This is a genomic window from Paenibacillus sp. FSL R10-2782 (assembly GCF_038592985.1).
Lineage (GTDB): Bacteria > Bacillota > Bacilli > Paenibacillales > Paenibacillaceae > Paenibacillus > Paenibacillus terrae_C.
In genome coordinates, this window is the sequence record NZ_CP151951.1 from 2972751 (window position 1) to 2996048 (window position 23298).

Consider the following 23298-nt stretch of genomic DNA (forward strand, 5'->3'; position numbering starts at 1 on the left):
GAAAACGGAATATATCACACCTCCATATGTGGTAGTACAAATTCATTCGACCCCACCCATATGTCGTCCTCAACTCTTGTCACATCCTGCGCTTTCCCGGAAAATAATTTCGCAGGAAAAACAAAGGCACCGGAGCAAGCCCCGGCACCCATACACGTTTTATCCTCTATTACTACCGTTTATGAACCGATATCAGGCACGGCTAACAGCACATGCTGCTCCGCCAGCAATGAATTGGGGAATATACTCCGCGCTTCCTCCAGCAACGGCTGGAGCTGCTCCTGATCTTTATATCTGGAACTAAAGTGCGTCATAATCAACTGACTCGCACCTGCCGCTTTTGCTGCTTCCGCTGCCTGGAGTGCTGTACTATGATGATATTCATACGCCGTTTCCGCCAGCTCATGCAGAAAAGTAGCTTCATGAACGACAACCGTTGCATCTTGAGCCAACACTACGGTATTCGGGCAAGGTCGCGTGTCACCAAGAATGGTGATGATACGTCCTTTTTTCGGCGTACCCATTACATCCTGCGGATGAAGAATGACCCCACCCTCCACCTCGACGCTTTCTCCACGCTTCAGCTTACCATACACCGGGCCTGGCTTGATTCCGTATTGCTCCAGCAGCTCCTGATTGAGCTTGCCGGGCTTATCCATCTCTACAATACGATATCCGTAGCTGTCAATTCGATGATCCAGCAAAGCCGACTCCACACGAAACTGCCCATCATCAAACAACAGCCCTCCCGTATGCTCCACAATGTGTAGTGGGTAGTTGATATGGGATTGGCTTATTCCCAGAGATAATTCGACGTACTGCTTGAGTCCGAGCGGCCCGTATACCATCAGCGGTGTCGTCCCCCCCTGATACGCCCTGCTCGACAGCAGACCCGGCAGACCAAAGAGATGGTCTCCATGCAAATGGGTAATGAATATTTTTTCAAGCCTGCTTAGCTTAAGCGGCGAACGCAGTACCTCCTGCTGAGTTCCTTCGCCGCAATCGAACAACCACATGCTTCTTCGTTCTTCCAGCAAACGGAGTGCGATGGACGTCACGTTTCGCTGGATGGTAGGCACACCTGCATTCGTGCCGAGAAAATAAAATTCCATGACTTTTTAACCTTCTTCCTGCTGACCAGCAAAACCTCCGAAGCTCCGGAGGGTCTTTGCTATCCCATCTGATAAAGGTGTTATACCTTTTCGACGTTAAAATACTGCGCTTGAGGGTGGCTGAACACCATAGCTGATACTGAAGCCTCCGGTTCCATCATAAACCCTTCTGTGAGTTCAACGCCAATATCCTCAGGTTTCAACAGCTGGAACAATGGTCCCTGATCCTCCAGATCAGGACATGCCGGATAGCCAAAAGATACCCGTATGCCCTGATATCTAGCCCCATGCCGCTGTTTCATCGTCATGTCTGCCGAGTCCGGGAAACCCCAGCTGTCCCTTATAATATGATGAAGTCGCTCAGCGAGTCCTTCTGCCACTTCCAGCGCTACCGACTGAAGTGCATGAGAGCGTAAGTAATCCCCTTTTTCTTTCCATTGCGTGGAAAGCTGCTGAATACCATGACCCGCCGTAACGACCATAAAACCTACATAATCCATAACTCCAGATTCCACCGATTTCAAGAAGTCAGCCAGGCATAAATAAGGCTCTACTTGTTGACGCGGAAACGTAAATGTATGCAGTACCTTGCTCACATCTGATGGATCATAAACCAAAATCTGATCTCCCTGTGACTGCGCCGGGAAGAAACGGTATACAGCATGTGCCTGAATAATTCCATCCGTAACGGCTTCAAACATGATACTATCTACGGTTTCCTTTAACTGAGTCGCTTTCGGATTCCCCGAAGCCAGCAATTGCTCTACATTTCCTTTTAATCCAAGATGGTGCCCCATCAGCATCTGCATATTCACATAAGGCAAAATATAATTGAGCGGATAGTTACGCAGTACATGGCGATCCGTATCCGGCGGAATATATACGGGCAAATCCTGAGCAATGTTAGAGCGAACAGCCCGGGTAAGTTTAGGCAACGGCTTGGCTTCCACGACCGTTGCGGCTTCCGCTTCCCGTTCAGCCTCCATTTCCTCTGCCATTTTCTTGCGGGACTCAGGATTCATCAGCTTGTTAGCTATGTCCAAACCATCCATTGCATCCTTCGCATAGACAACCATTCCGTCATACTCGGGACGGATACGGTTTTTTGTAAACTTACGCGTCAAAGCAGCTCCGCCAACCATAATCGGGATATCAATATTCGCATTTTTCAAATCCTGTGCAGTCAACACCATCTGTTGAGCCGATTTAACAAGTAAACCGGATAAGCCAATCGCGTCGGCCTTTTCTTCACGGTAAGCCTCAATAATGCGTTCTGGTGGTACTTTTATACCCAGATTTACAATATGGTAACCATTGTTGGATAGAATAATCTCTACCAGGTTTTTACCAATGTCATGCACATCACCTTTGACCGTAGCCAGCAAAATCTTTCCTTTTACCGAGGATTCATTTTTCTCCATAAACGGTTCCAAGTAGGCTACCGACGCCTTCATGACTTCAGCGCTTTGCAGCACCTCTGCAACGATCAATTCGTTATTGTTAAACAAACGGCCTACTTCTTCCATTCCCTTCATCAGCGGCCCATTAATAATTTCCAGCGAAGAATACTTGGCGAGCGCTTGCTCCAGATCTGGAATCAGCCCCTCCTTACTGCCCTCTACTACATAGGAAGCCAGCCGCTCTTCGAGCGAAAGGTTGGACACCTTCTCCTTCTTCTCCACTTTCTTATTACGGAAAGCAGCCACAAAAGCAGCTAATGTATCGTCGTTCGTTTTATAAATCAGGTCTTCGGCGAGCTTTCGTTCATGCTCGGGTATCGAAGCATAACGTTCGAGCTTCTCCGTATTTACAATCGCATAGTCCAAGCCTGCTTTGGTACACTCGTACAAATAGACGGAATTGAGAACCTCACGCCCCGCCTCCGGCAATCCGAAGGACACGTTACTAATACCCAGAATGGTGTGAACTCCTGGAAGCGCCTCTTTAATAATCCGAATCCCCTCAATCGTTTCCTTGGCCGAACCGATGTATTGCTCATCACCTGTGCCCACGGGAAATACGAGTGTATCAAAAATAAGATCCTCCGGAGCCAGACCGTAACGGTTCACCAGCAGATCATAAGAACGTTTGGCCACCTCAAGCTTATCCTCACGTGAAATAGCCTGTCCGCGCTCATCAATGGTTCCAACAACAACAGCCGCGCCGTATTTATGAATAAGTGGTGCCATTTTCTCGAATTTCTCTTCGCCATCCTCCAAATTAATGGAGTTAATGATCGCCTTACCTTGCGAATATTGCAAGGCGGTATCAATGACCTTGATATCCGTCGTATCAATTACGAGAGGAACCTTTACCTTATTCACTACCAGCTTCAAAAAGGCTTCCATATCCGTCATTTCATCACGGTCCGGGTCCTGTACACAAATATCTATGACATGCGCTCCGCTCTTTACCTGAGCACGGGCAATTTCGGAGGCCTCTTCGTATTTGCCTTCCACGATCAAACGCTTGAATTTGCGGGAGCCAAGAACATTCGTTCGCTCACCAACCATATAGGGACGATTTTCCTGTTCAATATATACAGGCTCAATACCCGATACAGCCGGTGGGTGATGGCCTTCCAGCGGACGCGGCTCAAACTGAGCCATACTTTCACTCATAACCCGGATATGCTCAGGCGTGGTACCGCAACAGCCTCCTGCGATATTAAGCCAGCCTTTTTCGGCGAAAGCAGCCATTTTACGTGCCAAAGAATCAGGAGATTCATGATATTGACCGTTTTCATCGGGCAGACCTGCATTCGGATAACAGCTAATTGCTGCTGAGGACATATCGGAGAGAGAGCGAATGTGATCCCGCATAAATTCCGGCCCTGTAGCACAGTTTAGCCCGATCGACACCGGATGCAAGTGTTCCAGCGATATGCAGAAGGATTCAATATTTTGACCTGCTAAAGTCGTTCCCATTGGTTCAATCGTTCCCGAAATCATTAACGGAAGCTCAATACCTGTCTGTTCAAAAGCCTGCCGAATTCCAATACTTCCGGCTTTGACGTTAAGTGTATCCTGTGAAGTCTCCAAAAGCAGGGCATCCACGCCACCTTCAATCAGCGCCAAGGCCTGCTCTTCATAGCTCTCAATTAGCTCCGCAAACGTAACACCACCTGTCACGGATAATGTTTTCGTCGTCGGTCCCATGGCTCCTACAACAAAACGAGGCTTGTCCGCAGTATAGTACTTATCTGCTGCATTACGCGCCAATTTAGCTGCAACCAGGTTAATTTCACGGGCACGCTCCGGTATATCGTAATCCGCCAAAACAACGGATGTTGCTCCAAAAGTATTCGTTTCAATCAGGTCTGATCCGGCCTCCAAGTATGCTTCATGTATCCCTTGAATGACATCTGGTCTAGTCAAGACCAGCATCTCGTTGCAGCCCTCTAGCTCTTCCCCGCCAAAATCGTCGGGGGAAAGGTCCTCTTGCTGGATCATGGTGCCCATGGCCCCGTCAAGAATGAGTATTCTTCGTTGTAATGCATCCTGTAAGCTAACTTTATCCAAAATCTCTTCCCCCCCGCAAAACGTTAAATCCTAGTTTAGCAGAAACCGTATCATTTAGATAGATTGAAGTAAAACATACGTTTTATACGGCTTCTTTTGTGCAAAAGAAACTTTCGATATTCATTGTTACAGTTTTCAACATAAAATATTTCAAACCTATATTGTACAACGATTCAAGACATGATATCCTGTATATAACATTAAACCAAGTGGAAAAGAGGGATAATAGATGGCTGAAATCTTTATACGCAATACGAATGTACGAATTAGCGATGAAGACAAGGTACGTGAATTTTTGGAAAGTCAAGAGGTATTGTACGAGCATTGGGATGCCTCCAAGCTGTCCGGGGAGCTGCAAGAAAACTTCACCCTGACAGATGAACAAAAATTGGCTGTTCTAAGCACTTTTGAAGCCGAAATCAAGGATTTAGTCGCCCGCCGTGGGTATAAAATATGGGACGTTATCACCTTGTCCGAAGCAACGCCGAATTTGGACGAGCTGCTTGCCAAGTTTGAGCAAATTCATACCCATACAGAAGATGAAATCCGTGCTATTGTAGCAGGCAAAGGTATTTTCATCATTAAAGGTCCTGAAGAAATCGGTTATTTTAATGTTGAGCTCTCACCGGGTGACGTTATTTCCGTACCAGAAAATATTCCTCACTTCTTTACCTTAATGGAGAATCAGAAGATCGTCGCAGTACGTTTGTTCATCGAAGAAAATGGCTGGATTGCCGAACCGTTTGAAGATCCATCGTTTATTAAGGCATAATACCTGCTATTAAAGAATAATAAGAATTCACCCTAATGTGGATAAAGCAACTCCCTCTGCTCTGAGATACCTGAGCGGAGGGAGTTTTTTTGCCTTATTACTATAATAAGAAACGGAGAGCACTTACTTAAACGATTGAATAATTCCATTCAATTCGGACAGATGCTTAATTTCGAACTTTGGCTTGATTTCTGTAGTATTGGTTTTGGCGTTTCGGTTCACCCACACGGAGTGCACACCTGCTGCCAGAGCTCCTTGAATATCAGTCGTCAGCTTATCCCCAACCATTAAAGCATGTTCAGGCTCAATACCAAGAAGCCCCAAAGCATGCTGAAAAATAGACGGATCAGGCTTGCCTTTACCAAACGAACCTGAAATAACAACGTGATCAAAAAATGGAGCTAACTGCGGAACCCCATCCAGCTTTTCCTGCTGTAGATCAGGGGAGCCGTTTGTCAACAAAAGAAGCTTATACTGCCCTTTCAATTGCTCCAGAATCTCAAACGTTTCTTCATAAACATGGGGACGGGAGCGTCTTTCCAAAGCAAATTGGGTTGCCAGCTTCTGCGCCAACTCCTCATTATCTATCCCCAGCTGTTGGAGACCTCTACGCCAAGATTCCTTTCGATAAGCAGGTGCCAACTGTTCCAATTGCCGGAACTCAGGCTGCTCTCCTGCCGTAAAATTCGCCCACAATCCCTCAAACGGATTAATACCAATCAATTGAGTAAAACTGAAGGTTTCATAAGACTCATACAAAGAACGCGCTTCCTTGCGGACTGCTTCTTCCAAAGCTTCTGAATCAACGCCTGCTTCCTGGGAGCCTGTCTGGCAGGCCGCGTCAAATGCCTCTTCTACGCTGCGCTCATCCCACAGAAGTGTATCATCAAGATCGAACATTACGGCCTGAATCGCCATCTGAATCATCCACTCTCTTTCCACTTTATTATGTATGCTGGTTCCGCCTTATTGCGTCTACAAGCATTCCAATCGTTATGTGCCCATATTAGTCAAGAGGCCGCAATGTGTTATATGAAATAACATCATGCGACCTTATTTACAGAGGTTACAGGCCCACCGACAATTTAAACGATTCGTACCAACAGAAGTCGTTATTTTTTGTCTACTTGAACCTGATTAGATAGCGCAAACTTCTCAAGCCGCTCTGCAATGGCATCCGTATCATAACGGCCCAGTGATTTTGTAAAAATAAAGTTGCCACCCTTACCTTTTCTTTCAACTGTTACGTAACCCTTTTCAATCTTGATGGCTTTCATATCCTCTGCCGTCATTGGACGCTCTCTGCCACCCTTCAACATGTACAACGTGCTCTTTCCAACCTTCAAATAAGGACGGCGGATGAAAAAGATAACAGCCAGCATCAAATACAAGCCGAATACAAGCCAGTCCATGCCGCGCATACCAGTCTTAGTCAAAAAATAACTCATGAGCATGTACAGAACTGCAAGTCCAGCCAACATGATTGGCACGGTAATATTACGTCCACGGAAAATATCCATTGCAGAACCGGTGCCACTAATGGTTTGGATGCCTTGCTTTTTGCGCGACTTATTCAAATGCGCTGTGTTTTTGCGAACTTTTCTTTCAAATGACCGGGCCATCTCTCAATTCCCTTCCCAAATATATTGCCTAAAAACAATTGCCACCAATCCTAATCTATATAAATACCAAAAATAGATACCTAAAAAAACGAAAAGCAAATTACGCAGGCTAAGCCGCTTTAGCGACATTAATGTGTCAGCCCACCATTTCCCTTCGACGCATCTTCGTCCACAATTTCAATCGTATCAAGTTGCTGCCGAAAATTACGGCGAATGTTATCCAAATAAATTTCCCGAAGATTGGCGCGCTCTGTTGTTTCCTCTTCCGTCAATCCTTCGGCTTTTGCTTTGCGAGCCAATTCATTGATGCGCTGTACCAAGCTGTCTATATCCAAATTCTGTCCCCTCCATATAAGCAAAGATATAATACACTTTGACATGTAGAAAAGAGCTTGTCAAGGTTCTCGCATCACGTTCCCTAATAGCTCTAATGGTACTGCTCAGAAGTGTGGAAGCTTTAAAACCTGGCCTGCCTGCACTCCCCGTTCTTCCAGTCCGTTAATCCGAACAATTCCTTCTATATATACCCGTGTATCCATTCGTTTCGGTTTATGATTGGAAGCAATCCGCCACAATGTGTCCCCAGGCTGCACAATAAGTTTGGTTACCTCTACATTCGGAACCGATGGAGCCGCGAATACCGTCAGTACACCTGTACCCGCAATCCAGGAGATGATAACCAGAATAAGAAGTTTGGAGAGAATACTGTTAGTAATGGTCCGTACAAGCTGTGCCTTTCTCTCATTCCGGACATTTTGCATCTTTTCTAAATTCAATGGAAAAATACTTTGATATGTGCTATATTTCATCATTGGCTGCGTCCTCCAAACGTTTGTTCCTATGTTTTTTCACAATATAACACGAACATTTGTTTTATTCAATAGAAAAGAGAACAAAAGTTCGCGATTATTTTTAGGGATTATTTAGAACTTATGTTTGTACGAACGGAGGTTCTATGCTATAATTTTCCCAAACGTTACTAAATGGGGTTGATACGGTATGTCTAAGATTTCAAGCCGCCAGCAGGCCATTCTTGAATTTATCCGCAATGAAGTGCGTCTAAAGGGTTATCCCCCTTCTGTGCGCGAAATAGGTGAGGCTGTCGGATTGGCTTCCAGTTCTACGGTTCACGGTCATTTGGATCGTTTGGAGAAAAAGGGACTGATTCGTCGTGATCCAACGAAACCACGGGCCATCGAGTTACTCGGTCAAGATGAATCGGATAACAGCAACTTGATTAATTACTCAATTAGTCGTGTGCCGGTCGTCGGCAAAGTTACAGCTGGTTTGCCTATTACAGCAACAGAAAATATTGAAGATTACTTTCCTCTTCCCCAACATTTTGTTGGTGAGGATAAAATATTCATGTTATCTGTTGTAGGAGAAAGCATGATTGAAGCTGGTATTGCTAACGGAGACTATGTCATTGTACGTCAACAGCAGACAGCCGATAACGGCGACATTGTCGTGGCCATGACGGACGAGGACGAGGCTACTGTTAAAACTTTTTACAAGGAAAAAGATCATATCCGACTTCAACCGGAAAATCCGGCCTTTGAACCGCTTCGTCTGACGCACGTCAGTATTTTGGGCAAGGTTGTAGGACTCTTCCGGGACTTCCACTAATTTTTCATTTTTCAGCCCCGTTATTCTTCCCTCTACAACAAAACCGGCTGCCCATGGCAAGCCGGTTTTGTGTTGATTTTATATATACAAAACGTTCCTCAAAGCTATTCTTTTTCCTTTTGATAGCCTTAGATTTTAAATCTTTGGAAAAGCAACTTGAAGCCGTATGTACTTTCCGAAAGAAATAACTACACAGAGTACCATCAGGAATATAAAGTGCTTTCTGTAACTTTATCCTACAACGTAAGTGGAAAAGGATACGGCAGGAAAGCATGAGTTTTTCCGTTCCTTACCTCCATACTTTATTTGTTTCTGAATATTAGGATCATAGGTGATAGCTTTTTTTTGCTTTTAATAGATTTATGCTGATACATTGCTAGCGCTAATGACATATGAATAAAGTAGACCTTAGAAAAGGAGATAAGCTGATGATCAAAAATAGAGTCAAGACGTATAAGCATCGTATTGGCAAGAACAAATTTCTGGTCGTAAAAGTCTTTCAGGCCGCAGCCGCAGAAACAAGAAGCGGTAACGCACTAGCCACAAACGCATTAAACATCAAAATTTCCAAACGCAGCCGTAAGCGTAAACACTTTTAAGATTCATCCGTACCTTCATTTCTTGTGAAGGGAGGTGAATATCATGTGTAAAAGACATTTCAAACGTAGCGTGAGAAGAAGAGGCTTATTGATCCTTTCAAATCAGAGAGCCGTTGCACGTGCTAGAGGTAACGCACTGGCTGTTAATCTGTTTAGCGTAAATGATAGACAACGCAGACGTTAATGATGTTTTAAGCGAAAAGCGGGAAGGATTTCTTCCCGTTTTTTTGCCACATTATCGTGTATAACGGAAATTACACCTATAATAGAATCAATTTCATAATACCCACAGTAGCTTTAATAAAAAGTACATATAGATCAAAATGGTTTGATTTGTCTATATGTAGTATACATTTCGTTGGCTTAATCATTTATGAAATGGATTCAATAAAAATTGATTTTTATGGTTATTCTCCCCTATGAACTATTGTGTCTTTATCTTGACTGTATGATCATTATCCTAAATACTTTTAACGAAATGCTTTTCCTAGTGGAGATGCCTACTTCCCTACCTTTTGAAACAGAAAAGCTAGACCCGAACGGAATTTGTGCAAAGATCTTGCTAACCACAGCGCATTATTTCTCACTTCCGCAAAAACGAGCGAATGAGTGCTGAATGTCTCTTATGTTTTAACAGTATAAGGCGAGTATTTTTGACAAAAAAAAAGAGCCGCTATCTAGTAGCAACTCCAGTGAAGATTATGTTCGAATTAATGAAACCCATTTCCTCTATAACCTCTCCAAATCGGTGATAAGAGATTGGACACCTCTTCGACGTTTTTGTTATCTCACATTCAAAGTAAGCGTCTTTGAAAATGCCATTAACAATTTTCACCTTCTCCACATTCAGAGTATTGCTTCTGTCCACATTCAAGAAACGGAACCCATTATTATTTAGGAAGCTTTCCCAATGCTTTAAGGTGCCGATCATGTAATATGTTTTTTCGAATGTGTGAACTAGAATCTGATCCCTCTTATGTCCTTTAGATATGAAAAGAACCTTGTCCACGGGTATGTTTTCACCCTTGTTAATACCTCCAGGAACAGCTGATACGGTTAGGTTTAGCATTTCACATATCTCCACTTTATTTCAACAGTTCTTCAGGTGGTTCGGGACTGTGAATCCAAGACAAACTCGCTGTACTCACTGATGCAACTGCAAGTGAAGTCAGTAATATGGCGGCATTGTAGTACATGCCAATTTTAAATTTACTAAATATAGGACTTTTCATTTTTCGCACCTCCCTCCTATTAATGTTAAGCTCTGAACAAAAAAACTAGCAGCTACCACCGAAATAGCCAGCCACAAATTAAGTGTTATTATGAAGACTCCGAAAATCTTCAACAATGGGTAGTGCCGTTTAGGTATACGAGTCTTCCCGTCTATTCTAGACGGGGCGTAAACTAAGACAAGTATTATACTTAATACCGACGTAATAACTATCCCATTATAGTTTAAATTCACAAAGGACAAGGCAGTAAGTAAAGCTGTAGATACAACAATACATACCACATTGCTCCTTAAATGTATTCCTCCTACAACTTGACGCAGTATAGAAAAAGATATCATCGCCAGTATGGTTTCCTGCACCTTACCCGTAATAAATGAAAGACCGATAGTTAACACAATAATTGAAACTGTATTAATCACAACGGCTATTCCATGTTTTAAAACCGCAATAGAAGCTGGATGATCCGGTACAACTGTTTTGATATGAGTTGCAATATCAAGAGCGATAGTATCAAGATTTTTTATAATAATCACGCTCCGTCTTTAGCGCATAGTACAAGAACATTCCAGATGCCAAAGCTATAAACAAAATACTCAGAGGAAAATTATTGACGTAGAACATAAATGTACTAGCGGCTAGTACCCCAATTATTAAAATAACAACAAGTACATGTTCCCACCTAAAACGCAAGCTTTCATAATCTGCTGTAAAGCCTATTTTGAATTTATATAGCAACCATGATATAGCTAATACCCATGCACTGGTTACCGCTTGAGCTAACGATCCCTCTGGAGAGGTCTCCATGTCTGATGTCAATGTACCAAAGATCATTACTATGATTATTGCTTGGAACAGCGTATACAAAAACGTACCTGTAATGGATATAATAGCTGACCAAATAATAGGCATCCTTACAACAGTAGTTATCAATAATGTGAATAATATAATGTTTATAGTCGGAGCAAAAAAAGACAACGACGTTTCTTCTCTTAACACCAGACTTTGCAAATTCATGATCAGGCCGATAAACAATGCAGGCCAGACAAAATCTAAAGCTCGGATTCTGAAAATAGTAAGCATTAAAACAAACGCCGCAAATGTTTCAACATTAGAAAATAGCAAGAACCGTATAGGCTCCCACATAACACATATCCCCTTCACTCCATTGTAACCAATACTATAATTCTATATTTGCTATAACAGTATAGCAATACAATTACCTGTTTATTTGGAATATTATGTATTATGTTAGGTAGATATTTTTCACTCGTTTCCTTACAATGTGTGTATTGCTCTAAGAGCCAGATTTTCAAAAAAACTCTTGTTTCACGAACTGGAAAATACCACTTTCCTCCCATTTTTCGTTTGATAAGTCGCGGATCATGGAAAAATGCATCGAGAATTGCATTCCAACTCATACATGTCCTCTTCTTTAATTATTTAGGATGATACAAACAATCAAAAAGATCATAAAATACAATCAGCTAAAATGATTTGTCTTTTCCCTTTAACAGCAACTAAGTAACATCATAATTATCATAACCTTAATTTTTTCTTATAGCTATCCCGATGTTCTTGCTTACGGGCCACATTGGGTTAGACCCTTGAACCAGTGATCATAAAATATCAAATGCGTAACAAAAAAGGGCTGCAAAGTTGCTTTCATGCAAACCTGCAGCCCTTTTTTGTATTCTGTTAAGGGGTCAGCGTCTCAATTTTCAATAACGACGCGATTCAGCTTGAGATTTACCGGATTGGCAATCGTGTCGCCCACAGGACATTTGCTCTCCAGAAATTGCACGAATTGTTCGACCTTCTCGGCAGACGAATTGGTCTTGATGTAGAACGTGTATCGTATATCGGAGTAACCAGGGCGGATTTCAGATCTGTTAAAAAATCCGTCGAGATCCAGGTCACCTTCAATATCTACCCTAAAATCTTCAAGCTCTACATTGAATTTGGCAGCATATACCCTGGCCACAATGGATTGGCATGCGCCCAGGGAGGCAAGCAAAGCTTCTACAGGATTCATTCCCGTGTCAGTACCCCCAAGGTTTTTCGGCTCGTCGATGACCAGTTCGAATTGTCTTACATTGGTAACGACTTTAACCCCATCCTTTAAATGGGCAGTTGCTTTGAATGTTTGAACATTTGGCATACATTCACCCTCCTTTTTCTGTACAGCCCAAGTGTGGTTGGGTGTTTCGAAGTTATAATTTTAATATAATTATTCAACTAATTTTAGTATGAATTATAATTCTGCTGATCATAACCTGTCAATAGATGAGTGTTGTTTGGATTCCGACCTTTATTCTTGTCTTTCATCATTTGGCAATACTATCTTGTCCTTAAGGGTCGGTCTACTCGTTTAATTATAAAAACGGCCATATATCCTTATCAGAATGAATTATTCAACTAACTGTGAAAGATAGCTTAATAAAACAGCCCATTCAAAGAATAAAAGCCTCCCACTAATAAACTGTACCCTATGTAAAGGACATTTCTAAAAAAGACCTATACTGTTTGAAGAAGATGATCTCTGTACTGAACGGGGGTCATCCTTTTTAAATTCCATTGGTATCTGTAGTAGTTGTAGTAGGTCATATATGCCTTGATTTCTCGTTTGACTTCATCCAGCGTGGTGCAGTTCTTCAGCGATATTTCATCATTAAAATGACCAAAGAAGGATTCCTGCGGAGCATTGTCCCAGCAATTTCCCCGTCTGGACATGGATTGCCCGAGACCCATACGTTTCACTTTCTTCTGAAAATCCGGATGAGTGTAGTGGGTACCTTGATCGGAATGAATGAAGGCGTCTTGGGTCTTCTTGAATCTACGATTCTTCTGTAAGTGAAGCAAGGTGTTTGTCGCCAGATCCATGGTGGCTCGCTCCGACACATGATAAGCCAAAATTTCATTGGTGGAGCTATCCTTGATCGTGGACAGATAGGCTCGCTTCCCTTTTCCATAACTTAAGTAGGTAATATCGGTGAGAAGAATCTTGCCAGGCACTCCCTGTTTGAAGTTACGTTGTAATAAGTTAGGCACGACTCGATGCTCCTGGGTTGCCTTCATCATTCGCTTGTACGGATTCGCTTTTCGATGAGGACATACGATACCATATTTTTTCATGATTCTTCGGATTCGCTTGAGATTCCAGACGATCTGAAATTGTCCTTCCAGTGTCATCTTGATGGAGCGCGCTCCTTTGTTACGCTTTTTAAAATCGAAGGCCTTGCTGACGTGAACTCGGATTTCCTCGTCAGCCTGCTCTTTCTGATTGCGCCTGTGGATGGATGACGCGGTCCAATACCGGTAGTAGCCGCTTTTGGAGACACCTGCAATCCCGCACAGATAGCTCACCATTCGTCGGAGATTGTATTTCAGAATCACGGTGCCTCTTGCATCGTGCAAGCCTAAGTCGCCTTGCTCTCTGTAACGGGCTCTCCACCGTTTTGCAGCGGCTTTGATGCGAGTCATTCCAACGATCTGTACTTCGAACCCACAGGACTCAAAAATGTCCATGGGCAGCTTTCCTTGCTGATTCGATGTAATAAAGAGTTGTCTGAACTCATCTGTATACGTAATTCCTTTGGTCGATGCAGACTTCACATACGGGTTTTCGGAAAGTTGTTTCACTTCTTTTGTTGTAAACGTTTTTTTACTCATCGGCTGATCTCCATCCTTGTCTCGTTCGTGGCATAAATTAAAAATACCCCATAGATAGACTTTTTTAAAGTGTCTACTCTATAGGGTACAGTTTAATACTGGAGAAGCTTTTCTGTATCTATATTACAATTATATTTGGTGGCAAAATTCGCTTTCCATCTTCCAAATATTAATTCGTTTCTTTACTCTTCTGATCTTTTTTCTTCAACTCTTCTGGTATTGATTTAGCGCCAAATACTGTTTTTTCATTTTTAGTAGATTCGCCAGCGTATTTCCCCAGTTTTACATTTAAAGCTCTCGCCAATCTCTTATCCATTTCCGTTCCCCTCCTCTCCATATAGGAATTATACTGAAAGCTTGTACCGCTAAAGACAAACATATTATCGTTGATTGTGTAAAAAAATTCAACATGCAAATGGAAATGCATATGATTTTGAAATACTTATGGTTTGCAGACTTTTCAATATAGATAAAATGATTAGGTGCATAAACGAAAAACACTAGTAATGAGCAAACGCTAATAATTAAAAATGTTGATATTCCCATAGAGAAAAAAGGTATAGTAACACATACTGCTGTTGTAAAAAATAAACAGAACGTAAGACTAGAGAAGTGTGCACCTCCTGAAAATTTTCTTATTAACATAAGACTGCCAAGCGCTAATAACGACCCGAAGAAATGACCTGTTAACCAGCCTGTAAGTGAGACAAAAAGGATAGTCGAAAATTCAGTAAGCCTTATCCCGAGTGCATATTCCATCACTTCTATACTTGTAGGTCCATCAGGATCAGCTTTTTTTATTTCTGTTGCGATGTACCTGGATAACGCTTCTAGCATCCTCGTAATCCCCCCGCTCTGAAAAAAAATAGGACAATCCGAAAGTAAACAATGAAATGGAAAGTAATCCTATTGTGCTAGAGTTATAAAGCATATATAAAGTAATAAAGATAGTAATCGTTGATATTAGCGAACCTAAAATTAACATCTTATTTAGGGATGAGAAATAATTTTCACCTCTTAAAAAATCGTGTGGAGGCTGAATTATAAACGAGAACCCAAAGTTATATTTCCCCATAACAAAAGAAATCAAGTATGCAATAATGATAGAAGATAACTGAATAAAGTAAATAGAAAACCCAGAAGTGTAATTGATAGCACCCGGTTGTGCTGCTCCGAAAAAATTCGCAAATAGATATACAAATAGCTGTAGGTTAATGTAGGCTGTTAGACCAGAACCTGCAGAAAAAGCCCCCAGATGTGTTTTGATCCCTAAACCGAATCTAAAAAAGATAACCATAAACAAATACTGAAACGGCAAATCTAATTTAGGGACACCTATAACTACCCTCATAAGAAAAGAAAACAAAGCTATGCCAATTGCGTAGAAAAGTATTTTTCTACGATATTCCCAAACGGGAAGCATATAAAGCTTTAAGACCAAAGTCACAACGGCCAAAGCATCGAATACCCCAAGTAAAATATACAAAAAAGCAGATAACACAGATACACCATCCTCCTATTTAGCCTGCTGTAATTGTATATTTTACTGGGATTAGTAGCAATGCAATAACCTATTAAACTGGTAATTTTTGTCCTCATGTAAGATAATTATTTATAGTTTGTCCAAACAATATCCTACAACTTCATCCAACTAAAATCATCCTCGTATTTTTGGACAGCTTTACTTCCCTCCTGCTGGTGCTAATGGATGTTACTACACCAGTCATCACCGTGTCGTCGAACGGGCTAAATACTACCAGTGAGACGGTCGCGCGTGAGTTGTAGGAATCTATTAGTGCCTGCTCAATTAATTGGACCTATTGATCGTCGAGTTCTGGCTTGCCCCGGTGCTGACGATCCTTCATAAGCTTTAAGTAAGCTTCTTTATGTTCTGGTATGATGATCCGCGCACTCTCGAATATTCCATTGCCTTCAAGTTTCTTTCCCATGTATGTCGCCTCCTGATGTTTATGTAGAAATTATATCCCGAACATATGTTCCTTACAAGAACTTTTGTTTTCTATTTCTAAAACTTTGTACTAGGGCCTGTACGCAAACCAATTTGATTCATAAACGAATGGAAAGCAGCGTTACCATGAACATGTTTGCTGTTTTTTTCATAGCGAGTAATGGGGCAAATTTCGTCATGGTGCTCCTGTTCGAGCCACACAAAGCACGGCGCATTCAGCATCCGTCCTCCTTGTTTCTTTCGGGCTGGGGGTAACAAGGGTTCAAGTATATTCCATTCTTTATCCGTTAACTCGTATCTTCGTCTCATGTTCCTTATTTTACTATTTCTACGAGTTGTACAGTTTGCATACACGTCCTAGAGAATTAAATCCCAAAGAATAAAATTTTCTCTGATGTTCGTTGAGTCGAATTTGTGAAACAAAACAGGAAGGTTTTGTATCATCGAACTTTGGAGATTAGATTCGGAGATTAAGGACCGCCTTCTTCTTTGCTTTTTCCCGCAAACAGGTTTTAATCATTGTCCAATGCTGCATTCCCCTTAATAAACGTCGCGTAAGCTGTGGCGCCTGGCGACTAACTTTCCATATCTCCGGTACGGTATATCTTATTCTTTCCTAATTGTGCCGTTGCAAATTTCCCAGCGCCCGAAAGACGTTCGTTCACGGGAGACGTTTGGACATTGGGAGCTGGATACCGTGGAGTTCTTCCCTAAAGGCGCAGACTTCGTCAAATAACGGATGGATCCTTGGAGCAAGCAATACATTGAATCAATCAACCTCCAAGAAAATGCTTGAGTTGGAAAACCACTCACGAATTTTTCAAAGAATAACCGCCACACTTGGATTTACAATCTATCACTTACAAATTATTCAAGTTTTTTTGCAAGTACAGTCAAGATTAACTCAAGAGGGCAAATCTCTAGTCTCATCATAATAATTAAGGAGGAAATCTGCATATGAGTAAGAAAGTTAAAATGTTTTTGGCAATTTTTTCGATCTTTGCTGTATTTGGAAGTACGGCCGCTTTTGCAGCAGAAACTAAGGCGACAGATGAGTTGACATCACCGACTGATCTGCAAAGTCAGACGGTTACAAATACTGCAAATTCAATACTTGTTCCTGCCACAGAGGCAGAACTTCAAGTTCAGTTTAAACATGATTTCCAAGGGACTGTTATAGGGAACGGTGTTCGCTTACGGTCTACTCCTTCTAAAACGGGGGCAATTTTAGAATCGATGTATAGTGGTGAAAAAGTCTGGATTGATCAGAGCTACCCTACAAATGGTTGGTATCATGTTACCAGAATATCCACCGGTCGCACAGGTTATGTTTCTGACGATTATATTCAGCCTGATTTTGAGTGATTCTGAAAGCTGATTACTAACTTAAAAATAAAGAGATTTGACCTCAAAGGGACGAAGCAGGATAAACCTCTGCTTCGTCCCTTTTTCGTTTTTCCGCTATCTCTACTTTCTTGAACAGATTATGGGTCAGACTGATTATGATAATCACCTCAAAGAAGCGAATGAATAGTTCAAAACCTTGATGGTTAGCTAAGGAATCCGTGATAAGTGGACTCTTTTTAAGGAATACATTTTAAGTAGACGACTTGCTTACCAACATAACAAAATCAGTAAACAAAAAAACACAGTTGAAGCCATATCCGGGTCAGTTGTGTTCTTTACCCATTACTCATTCGTAAGAATCTCATACAATAAAAAATATCGCCTAGAAAAATATTCCTAGGTCTAATAGACTATATACAAATATTACTTGTGATTTAGGGGGATACTATGAAAATCGTAACATCTATAATGGTGGTTGCTGCTTTCTTAACAATTAGCGCTTGTTCGTCTGGCAATACAGAGGTCAGTAAAGACAATCAAGTGCAGAAACTTCAAGCAGAGTTGGCAACTGCCAAGAAAGAAAACGAGGCGCTTAAAAGCGTTTCAAACGGCAATTCTCAATCGGCAGATTCAAAGATAGAAGCCGCAACTGACAAATACCCTACTATTAGCAAAGGCACGCCTGTGACCATCAAAGACTATGCAGAGATCACTGTTAAAGATACTAAATTCGCAAAAAAGATTATTCCGTCGAATGCTAGTGGGCTCTATAGTCTGTATGAGTCAAAAGAAGCAGATTCTACATACTTTGCCTTAATACTTAAAGCGAAAAATTTGGGTTCCAGTGGCGTGGATTCCAGTAAAGTTGCAATTGTGAACTTAAAATTTGATAATAAATATGATTATGAAACATTCTCTACTATTGAGGAGAAGGGTGGAGAGGATTTTGGATATACAAGAGGGACAGATATTGATCCTCTTAAAACAGCTACACTTTATTATCTAGTCAAAGTGCCTAACGAGGTAGCAAAAAGTACCAAACCATTGAATGCAGAAATTTTAGTACAAGATAAAATATACAACTATAAAGTAAGATAAAAACAACCCCGGAGCAATCCGGGGTTTTAGTATTTCGTAAAGTATCTTGTTGCGTCTCCCATGGGCATGATGATCTTCTGATCCCGATCCCAGCCCTCGATGATGACGATATCCCTTAGCGTGGACTTGTATGCCCACATAATATAGTTATCCCTCTCCAGCTCAATCAGCCCGGCTCGTATGTCCGCTGTGGGTCTGCCTGTCTTTGTCTCAAGTTCCGCCATTGTGGGCATACAGCGACGGACCCGTGAATAATTGTACAGTATCCGAAGCAGCTTGCGCTCGATGTCCGCTAACATGATGATCACTCCTCTGCATTAATTATATGCAAACAAGCGTTCGTTATTCAAGATGCAAAAAAAGGAGCAGGAAGGGTCACCCCTCCTGCTCTTCAGGTTTGATTATTTAATTATACATATTAACATAAACATACGTACTAGCATCTCCGGTTATTTCTACTCGGTATATACCTTGCCCGTGTCTAATCTTAGCAAAGGCACTTGTTTCACTATCGGAAGACATTTGAACGTTATACACTACTTTATCTTGAACGTTTACATTTGAAAAATACACTTTCACTCTTGCTTTTCCAGTACCATTCATGAATGTATCGATACGTGTAGTACCATCAGAAATTATATGCCCACTAGCGAAAGTATAATTCTTATGTTTGTCTAAAGTCAATTCAGCCGCATAGGCACTCACACTAAATACGAAAGAAAGAACAAACATTAATAAAAAAACTGGCTTAAACTTTTTCAACTCAAACGACCTCCTAGAATTATGTAATAGTTCACTACTATCCTATCTCACTACCTGTGTCGAAGTAAGGGAAAATATGTAACTAACACAAGAAATTATCTAAAAATGTCAGAACCCGCAAACCAGTAGGTTTGGGGTTTTCTTATTTGAGTATGAATTCTACTTTGGTCCCGTCCGGATAATCTTCGAGCTGGTTCCCTACCCAGCTTCCAGACCCACGGTTATCCTTTGGACTTATGTACTTAATATCCGCACCCTCTCCACCTTCAGCACACATTGCCATTGGCCACTCGTCGCGGTCGTATCCTTTTTTAGTTGGATAGCCCTTAAGCGATTCCTTTTATCATCTGACACCTCCATAGTATTTAAATCTTCTCTATACTAATGGAGAGTCATGTCGAAGATCGCATAGCTTGTCGCAAAAAAAAGACCTTTCAATTATAGCGAACTAGAGAGAGTGAGAAAATTAAAATCCACTATTAAGCTTTATTTTGAATTTATAGACATAAATGTTTAGACAAGGGATTCTTTTTTGTATATTATTATTGTTGAATTTATAACCAATGAGGAGTGCTAAATATGAAAAAGGTATTGGTCAAAATTTTGCTTTCACTAAGCATAGGTCTTGCAGCTCTATCAACTTCAAATGCTCACGCCGCAGGTTTAGAATCAATAAATCTTGTGCCAAAAATGACAAGTAATACAGCACCTAGTGGTGAGGCTTTTGCAAGTTCAAGTATTGGTGGACAAGCATATATGCTTTTTGATCAAGTTAATACTAGTTATGATTATGATTGGGCAACCACTGCTCAACTTCCAGCCTATGTTGGATATGACTTTAAGGAGAACGCGGTAGTTACAAAATATACTTTAAGTCCTACTGATTCAGATACATATGTAAACGGCATACCTAAAACTTGGACTTTTCAAGGTTGGGATGGGACTCAATGGATAGATTTAGATAAACAGCAAGATCAAATAAACTGGAAAAGAGGAGAAATTAGAGAGTTTGCTATCATAAATAGCAAAAGCTATTCAAAATATCGTTTATATATAACAGCGGATAATGGCAGAACTGGTGGGTATACTTGTATTGGTGAACTGCAGTTATTCGGTTATAAAGAACCAATAACTCCGGATATACCCGAAATGGGGAATCGTGCAATACTTACAGTGACCATGATTACTGGTCTTGAAAAAGAATTCGATCTCTCAATGGATGAAGTATTAGCATTTATCAACTGGTATGATGCTAAGGATGCTGGTTCTGGGCCATCCAAGTATGCCATTGATAAGCACAATAACAACAAAGGACCATTCAGTAACCGTAAGGACTATGTAATATTCAATAAAATCCTTACGTTTGAAGTAAGTGAGTATTCAACTAAATAAACAACAAAGGACTCCATGCTGGTTACATAAGCAACGGAGTCCTTTATCATGTCTACTCTAAATTCAAACTGATCCCTCATGAAATACTTTCCGTTAATCTTGATCGACTCAAGCGAAAATTTTTCTACTGGACCACGTAATCCTCAAACGTCACCCGTATAACACCATATTCTGACTCGGATACTTTTTTTCTTCTCGACTTCCGTCTTGAAATTCACATGTAAAATAATAATACCGAGCCGAACTATCTTCTAACCAATTCATTCTTTTATCAACCACTTTTGCAACTCGTTCAATTTTTGGTTGCTTTAAATTTCTCACATGTTCTCGGTTTGAGGATATTATAATAGGCACAAAAACAACTAATAGTAAACCGATAACTGCAAGTAACATTTGAGGCTTCAGCCTAAACGGGACTACGCAGGTTGTAGTTAAATTACCATTGTGATAAACTGAATGTAATTTGATGATGGGAGTTGAACGGATATATGTAGAACTTTCTTGCTTCGAGATCACGAAAAGAACGGACTCAGCGATCGGCTGTGGTCGTTTTATTTCATCTCTGCAAGAAAGCTCTGCGTTTCGTTTGCGCTCCCTCTCCGGACAGTCATACGGCCCCTTGGAATTGGGCCGTATTTCCTCGTATGGATTAGAGCCGCAAGATAGCACCTTTCTTGCGGCTCTTTTTATTTCCAAACGAAAGGATGATTGCCATGCCCGCCATTCAGGTGACCAATCTCACTTTTGCCTATCCAGGCAGCTATGACCCCATATTCGAAAATGTTCATTTTCAAATTGATACAGACTGGAAGTTGGGCTTTACGGGGCGAAACGGTCGGGGGAAAACGACGTTCTTAAACCTGCTTCAGGGGAAATACGAATACAGCGGTACGATTTCCACACCAGTCGCCTTTGATTATTTTCCGTTTCCCGTCGAACACCCGGAGTATTTGACCTTAGACGTCGTCGAAGAGATCGTGCCAAACTATGAGAACTGGAAGTTAATGCGTGAACTGAACTTGCTTAAGGTTTCAGAAGACGTGTTGTACCGGCCATTCGAATCGCTGTCCCAAGGAGAACAGACGAAGGTATTGCTGGCCGTGCTATTCATCCAAGACAATCGATTTCTGCTCATCGACGAGCCGACCAATCATCTCGACTTGCACGCACGCAAGCTTGTCGCCGATTATCTGAATACGAAGCGCGGTTTTATTCTTGTTTCACACGACCGGGCTTTTCTCGACCGCTGTGTGGATCATATTCTATCGATCAACAAAACGAATATCGAAATCCAAAAAGGCAACTTCTCCAGCTGGTGGACGAACAAAACTCGCCAGGACACGTTCGAAATGGCACAAAACGAAAAGCTGTACAAAGACATACAACGTTTATCTACTTCTGCTAAACGTACTAGCGGCTGGTCTTTCGAGACCGAAAAATCGAAAAACGGCACACGAAATTCCGGTTCCAAGCTTGACAAGGGTTACGTCGGGCATAAGGCAGCAAAAATGATGAAACGCTCGAAATCCATCGAACAGCGGCAACACGCTGCTTTAGAGAAAAAATCGAAACTGCTCCGAAATATCGAACAGTCAGAAAGCCTTGCAATCTCTCAGCTCGTGTATCCCAAATCGGAATTGGCGATGCTGGATCACGTCACGATTTACTATGGGGAAAGAGCGGTTTGCAAGAACGTTTGTCTGACGATCGAACCAGGAGATCGGATTGCAATTTCAGGTCCAAATGGATCAGGTAAGTCTAGCTTGCTCCGTCTACTCAACGACGAGGCGCTACACTATACAGGAACGTTTCAGCGGGAGCCGCAGCTTCGCGTTTCCTATGTATCCCAGAATACTTCTTATCTGCGAGGAACGCTTTCCGATTATGCAGCAGAGCACAGAATTGACGAAAGCTTATTTAAGGCAGTGTTGCGTAAGCTAGATTTCGCCCGCATCCAGTTTGAGAAGGATATATCGGCGTTTAGCGGCGGTCAGAAGAAGAAGGTTCTGATCGCGAGAAGCCTATGTGAGGAGGCTCATCTGCATATTTGGGACGAACCACTCAACTTTGTCGACGTGATTTCCCGGATGCAAATTGAGGAGCTGCTGCTTGAGTACACGCCGACCATTGTATTCGTGGAGCATGATCGGGAATTTCATGACCGTGTCGCCACGAAAACGGTTGAACTCGGTGGGGATTAGAATTTTACAAAGTGACTTGGAGTAAGACATGATTTCAACGGCAGTCTAGGATTTTATTTTCTCGGCCTTGACTGCCGTTGTTTATATTATTGAGTGCAGTCTAATACTATTTCACGAATTCTAAGGGATTTATAATTCTTCTATAGCAGTTTTTGTTTCCATAAAATCATTCTATCTTTATAAAAGAGTAAAAAACCTCTCCGAACGTAGAGAGGTTTTTCTATATCTCTATTTTATTTACGTATAATGCTGTGACACTACGGATTTTATTTAAGTGAAGCTATAGCCTTATTTATTTCTTCTAATCCAGTCTTCAATCCTCTCTTTGCCTTGAAGGAATTATCTCGTAACTTGCAGTATCATTCTTATTTGAATA

General features: G+C 41.6%; 23 protein-coding genes and 3 pseudogenes. 7 read left to right on the forward strand and 19 right to left on the reverse strand.

Annotated elements, in window-relative coordinates:
• Nucleotides 1-179: 179 nt before the first annotated feature.
• Together rnz and metH are read right to left on the reverse strand one after the other, a co-directional pair.
• Complete coding sequence (gene rnz / locus NST83_RS13375; RefSeq protein ID WP_342414569.1) at nt 180-1112, reverse strand: ribonuclease Z; 933 nt, start codon at nt 1110-1112, stop codon at nt 180-182.
• Between the two features lie 80 nt (nt 1113-1192).
• Nucleotides 1193-4633: a methionine synthase gene (metH, locus tag NST83_RS13380; protein ID WP_342414570.1), complete on the reverse strand. Its 3441-nt coding sequence runs from the start codon at nt 4631-4633 to the stop codon at nt 1193-1195.
• A 229-nt stretch (nt 4634-4862) separates the two neighbouring features.
• Between metH and NST83_RS13385 the strand changes: the two genes are divergently transcribed.
• Complete coding sequence (locus tag NST83_RS13385) at nt 4863-5405, forward strand: cupin domain-containing protein (RefSeq protein WP_342414571.1); 543 nt, start codon at nt 4863-4865, stop codon at nt 5403-5405.
• Between the two features lie 123 nt (nt 5406-5528).
• Here the strand turns inward: NST83_RS13385 and NST83_RS13390 are convergent, their stop codons facing one another.
• The 4 genes from NST83_RS13390 to NST83_RS13405 form a co-directional block, all read right to left on the reverse strand.
• A complete protein-coding gene (locus tag NST83_RS13390; RefSeq protein WP_342417953.1) occupies nt 5529-6323 on the reverse strand; it encodes an HAD family hydrolase in 795 nt (264 codons plus the stop codon).
• Between the two features lie 194 nt (nt 6324-6517).
• Entirely contained in the window at nt 6518-7027 is a 510-nt protein-coding gene (locus NST83_RS13395) for a hypothetical protein (protein WP_137063321.1), read from the reverse strand.
• A 128-nt stretch (nt 7028-7155) separates the two neighbouring features.
• Nucleotides 7156-7362, reverse strand: coding sequence for a DUF896 domain-containing protein (locus NST83_RS13400; protein ID WP_137063322.1), 207 nt, complete (start codon nt 7360-7362; stop codon nt 7156-7158).
• A gap of 105 nt (nt 7363-7467) precedes the next feature.
• On the reverse strand, nt 7468-7836 hold the full coding sequence (locus NST83_RS13405; protein WP_342417954.1) for a LysM peptidoglycan-binding domain-containing protein: 369 nt from the start codon (nt 7834-7836) through the stop codon (nt 7468-7470).
• Between the two features lie 190 nt (nt 7837-8026).
• Here NST83_RS13405 and lexA point away from each other — a divergent pair, with 190 nt between their 5' ends.
• Nucleotides 8027-8653: a transcriptional repressor LexA gene (lexA, locus tag NST83_RS13410; RefSeq protein WP_013310545.1), complete on the forward strand. Its 627-nt coding sequence runs from the start codon at nt 8027-8029 to the stop codon at nt 8651-8653.
• 428 nt (nt 8654-9081) lie between these two features.
• The gene (locus NST83_RS13415; protein WP_170970855.1) at nt 9082-9252 is read left to right on the forward strand and encodes a hypothetical protein; all 171 of its coding nucleotides are present in this window, start codon (nt 9082-9084) and stop codon (nt 9250-9252) included.
• Nucleotides 9253-9925: 673 nt separating this feature from the next.
• Here the strand turns inward: NST83_RS13415 and NST83_RS13420 are convergent.
• The 10 genes and pseudogenes from NST83_RS13420 to NST83_RS13465 form a co-directional block, all read right to left on the reverse strand.
• Nucleotides 9926-10321 (reverse strand): LytTR family transcriptional regulator DNA-binding domain-containing protein, encoded by a 396-nt coding sequence (locus NST83_RS13420; protein ID WP_137063323.1) that lies wholly within the window; start codon nt 10319-10321, stop codon nt 9926-9928.
• A 16-nt stretch (nt 10322-10337) separates the two neighbouring features.
• Nucleotides 10338-10484 (reverse strand): cyclic lactone autoinducer peptide, encoded by a 147-nt coding sequence (locus NST83_RS13425; protein ID WP_137063324.1) that lies wholly within the window; start codon nt 10482-10484, stop codon nt 10338-10340.
• Nucleotides 10481-11017, reverse strand: a complete 537-nt coding sequence (locus NST83_RS13430; protein ID WP_342414572.1) for an accessory gene regulator B family protein — start codon at nt 11015-11017, stop codon at nt 10481-10483. Before NST83_RS13430 ends, NST83_RS13425 begins: the two co-directional genes overlap by 4 nt.
• Complete coding sequence (locus tag NST83_RS13435) at nt 10995-11627, reverse strand: hypothetical protein (protein ID WP_342414573.1); 633 nt, start codon at nt 11625-11627, stop codon at nt 10995-10997. Before NST83_RS13435 ends, NST83_RS13430 begins: the two co-directional genes overlap by 23 nt.
• 146 nt (nt 11628-11773) lie before the next feature.
• A pseudogene (locus NST83_RS13440) lies at nt 11774-11920 on the reverse strand (group-specific protein); the annotation flags it as partial.
• Between the two features lie 275 nt (nt 11921-12195).
• Nucleotides 12196-12642 (reverse strand): OsmC family protein, encoded by a 447-nt coding sequence (locus NST83_RS13445; protein ID WP_342414574.1) that lies wholly within the window; start codon nt 12640-12642, stop codon nt 12196-12198.
• Between the two features lie 356 nt (nt 12643-12998).
• Entirely contained in the window at nt 12999-14153 is a 1155-nt protein-coding gene (locus NST83_RS13450) for an IS3 family transposase (protein ID WP_342414575.1), read from the reverse strand.
• A gap of 169 nt (nt 14154-14322) precedes the next feature.
• Nucleotides 14323-14469, reverse strand: coding sequence for a hypothetical protein (locus tag NST83_RS13455; RefSeq protein WP_342414576.1), 147 nt, complete (start codon nt 14467-14469; stop codon nt 14323-14325).
• A gap of 471 nt (nt 14470-14940) precedes the next feature.
• Entirely contained in the window at nt 14941-15654 is a 714-nt protein-coding gene (locus NST83_RS13460; RefSeq protein ID WP_342414577.1) for a hypothetical protein, read from the reverse strand.
• A 134-nt stretch (nt 15655-15788) separates the two neighbouring features.
• Nucleotides 15789-16102 (reverse strand): annotated as a pseudogene (locus tag NST83_RS13465) (YolD-like family protein).
• Between the two features lie 977 nt (nt 16103-17079).
• On the opposite strand from NST83_RS13465, the gene NST83_RS13470 reads away from it, so the two are divergent.
• Nucleotides 17080-17487 carry an SH3 domain-containing protein gene (locus NST83_RS13470; protein ID WP_342414578.1) on the forward strand — a complete coding sequence of 136 codons (408 nt, stop codon included), beginning with the start codon at nt 17080-17082 and terminating at the stop codon, nt 17485-17487.
• A 429-nt stretch (nt 17488-17916) separates the two neighbouring features.
• Complete coding sequence (locus NST83_RS13475) at nt 17917-18567, forward strand: bZIP transcription factor (RefSeq protein ID WP_342414579.1); 651 nt, start codon at nt 17917-17919, stop codon at nt 18565-18567.
• A gap of 26 nt (nt 18568-18593) precedes the next feature.
• Here the strand turns inward: NST83_RS13475 and NST83_RS13480 are convergent, their stop codons facing one another.
• From NST83_RS13480 to NST83_RS13490, 3 genes and pseudogenes are all read right to left on the reverse strand, one after another.
• Entirely contained in the window at nt 18594-18866 is a 273-nt protein-coding gene (locus NST83_RS13480) for a hypothetical protein (protein WP_342414580.1), read from the reverse strand.
• Nucleotides 18867-18972: 106 nt separating this feature from the next.
• A complete protein-coding gene (locus NST83_RS13485; RefSeq protein ID WP_342414581.1) occupies nt 18973-19329 on the reverse strand; it encodes a hypothetical protein in 357 nt (118 codons plus the stop codon).
• Nucleotides 19330-19471: 142 nt separating this feature from the next.
• Nucleotides 19472-19669: pseudogene (locus NST83_RS13490) on the reverse strand (NucA/NucB deoxyribonuclease domain-containing protein); the annotation flags it as partial.
• A gap of 239 nt (nt 19670-19908) precedes the next feature.
• Here NST83_RS13490 and NST83_RS13495 point away from each other — a divergent pair.
• Nucleotides 19909-20721 carry a hypothetical protein gene (locus NST83_RS13495; protein ID WP_342414582.1) on the forward strand — a complete coding sequence of 271 codons (813 nt, stop codon included), beginning with the start codon at nt 19909-19911 and terminating at the stop codon, nt 20719-20721.
• A 713-nt stretch (nt 20722-21434) separates the two neighbouring features.
• Entirely contained in the window at nt 21435-22922 is a 1488-nt protein-coding gene (gene abc-f / locus NST83_RS13500; protein ID WP_342414583.1) for an ABC-F type ribosomal protection protein, read from the forward strand.
• The last annotated feature ends 376 nt before the right edge of the window (nt 22923-23298 follow it).

Coding starts and splice junctions, on each gene's coding strand:
- NST83_RS13455 (WP_342414576.1), bottom strand. CDS start 14,469: ATGGATAAGAGATTGGCGAGAGCTTTAAATGTAAAACTGGGGAAATAC.
- NST83_RS13480 (WP_342414580.1), bottom strand. CDS start 18,866: ATGTTAGCGGACATCGAGCGCAAGCTGCTTCGGATACTGTACAATTAT.
- NST83_RS13390 (WP_342417953.1), bottom strand. CDS start 6,323: ATGGCGATTCAGGCCGTAATGTTCGATCTTGATGATACACTTCTGTGG.
- NST83_RS13445 (WP_342414574.1), bottom strand. CDS start 12,642: ATGCCAAATGTTCAAACATTCAAAGCAACTGCCCATTTAAAGGATGGG.
- NST83_RS13395 (WP_137063321.1), bottom strand. CDS start 7,027: ATGGCCCGGTCATTTGAAAGAAAAGTTCGCAAAAACACAGCGCATTTG.
- NST83_RS13470 (WP_342414578.1), top strand. CDS start 17,080: ATGAGTAAGAAAGTTAAAATGTTTTTGGCAATTTTTTCGATCTTTGCT.
- NST83_RS13475 (WP_342414579.1), top strand. CDS start 17,917: ATGAAAATCGTAACATCTATAATGGTGGTTGCTGCTTTCTTAACAATT.
- NST83_RS13495 (WP_342414582.1), top strand. CDS start 19,909: ATGAAAAAGGTATTGGTCAAAATTTTGCTTTCACTAAGCATAGGTCTT.
- abc-f (WP_342414583.1), top strand. CDS start 21,435: ATGCCCGCCATTCAGGTGACCAATCTCACTTTTGCCTATCCAGGCAGC.
- NST83_RS13415 (WP_170970855.1), top strand. CDS start 9,082: ATGATCAAAAATAGAGTCAAGACGTATAAGCATCGTATTGGCAAGAAC.
- NST83_RS13450 (WP_342414575.1), bottom strand. CDS start 14,153: ATGAGTAAAAAAACGTTTACAACAAAAGAAGTGAAACAACTTTCCGAA.
- NST83_RS13385 (WP_342414571.1), top strand. CDS start 4,863: ATGGCTGAAATCTTTATACGCAATACGAATGTACGAATTAGCGATGAA.
- NST83_RS13425 (WP_137063324.1), bottom strand. CDS start 10,484: ATGAAAAGTCCTATATTTAGTAAATTTAAAATTGGCATGTACTACAAT.
- lexA (WP_013310545.1), top strand. CDS start 8,027: ATGTCTAAGATTTCAAGCCGCCAGCAGGCCATTCTTGAATTTATCCGC.
- NST83_RS13405 (WP_342417954.1), bottom strand. CDS start 7,836: ATGAAATATAGCACATATCAAAGTATTTTTCCATTGAATTTAGAAAAG.
- NST83_RS13435 (WP_342414573.1), bottom strand. CDS start 11,627: ATGTGGGAGCCTATACGGTTCTTGCTATTTTCTAATGTTGAAACATTT.
- rnz (WP_342414569.1), bottom strand. CDS start 1,112: ATGGAATTTTATTTTCTCGGCACGAATGCAGGTGTGCCTACCATCCAG.
- NST83_RS13420 (WP_137063323.1), bottom strand. CDS start 10,321: ATGCTAAACCTAACCGTATCAGCTGTTCCTGGAGGTATTAACAAGGGT.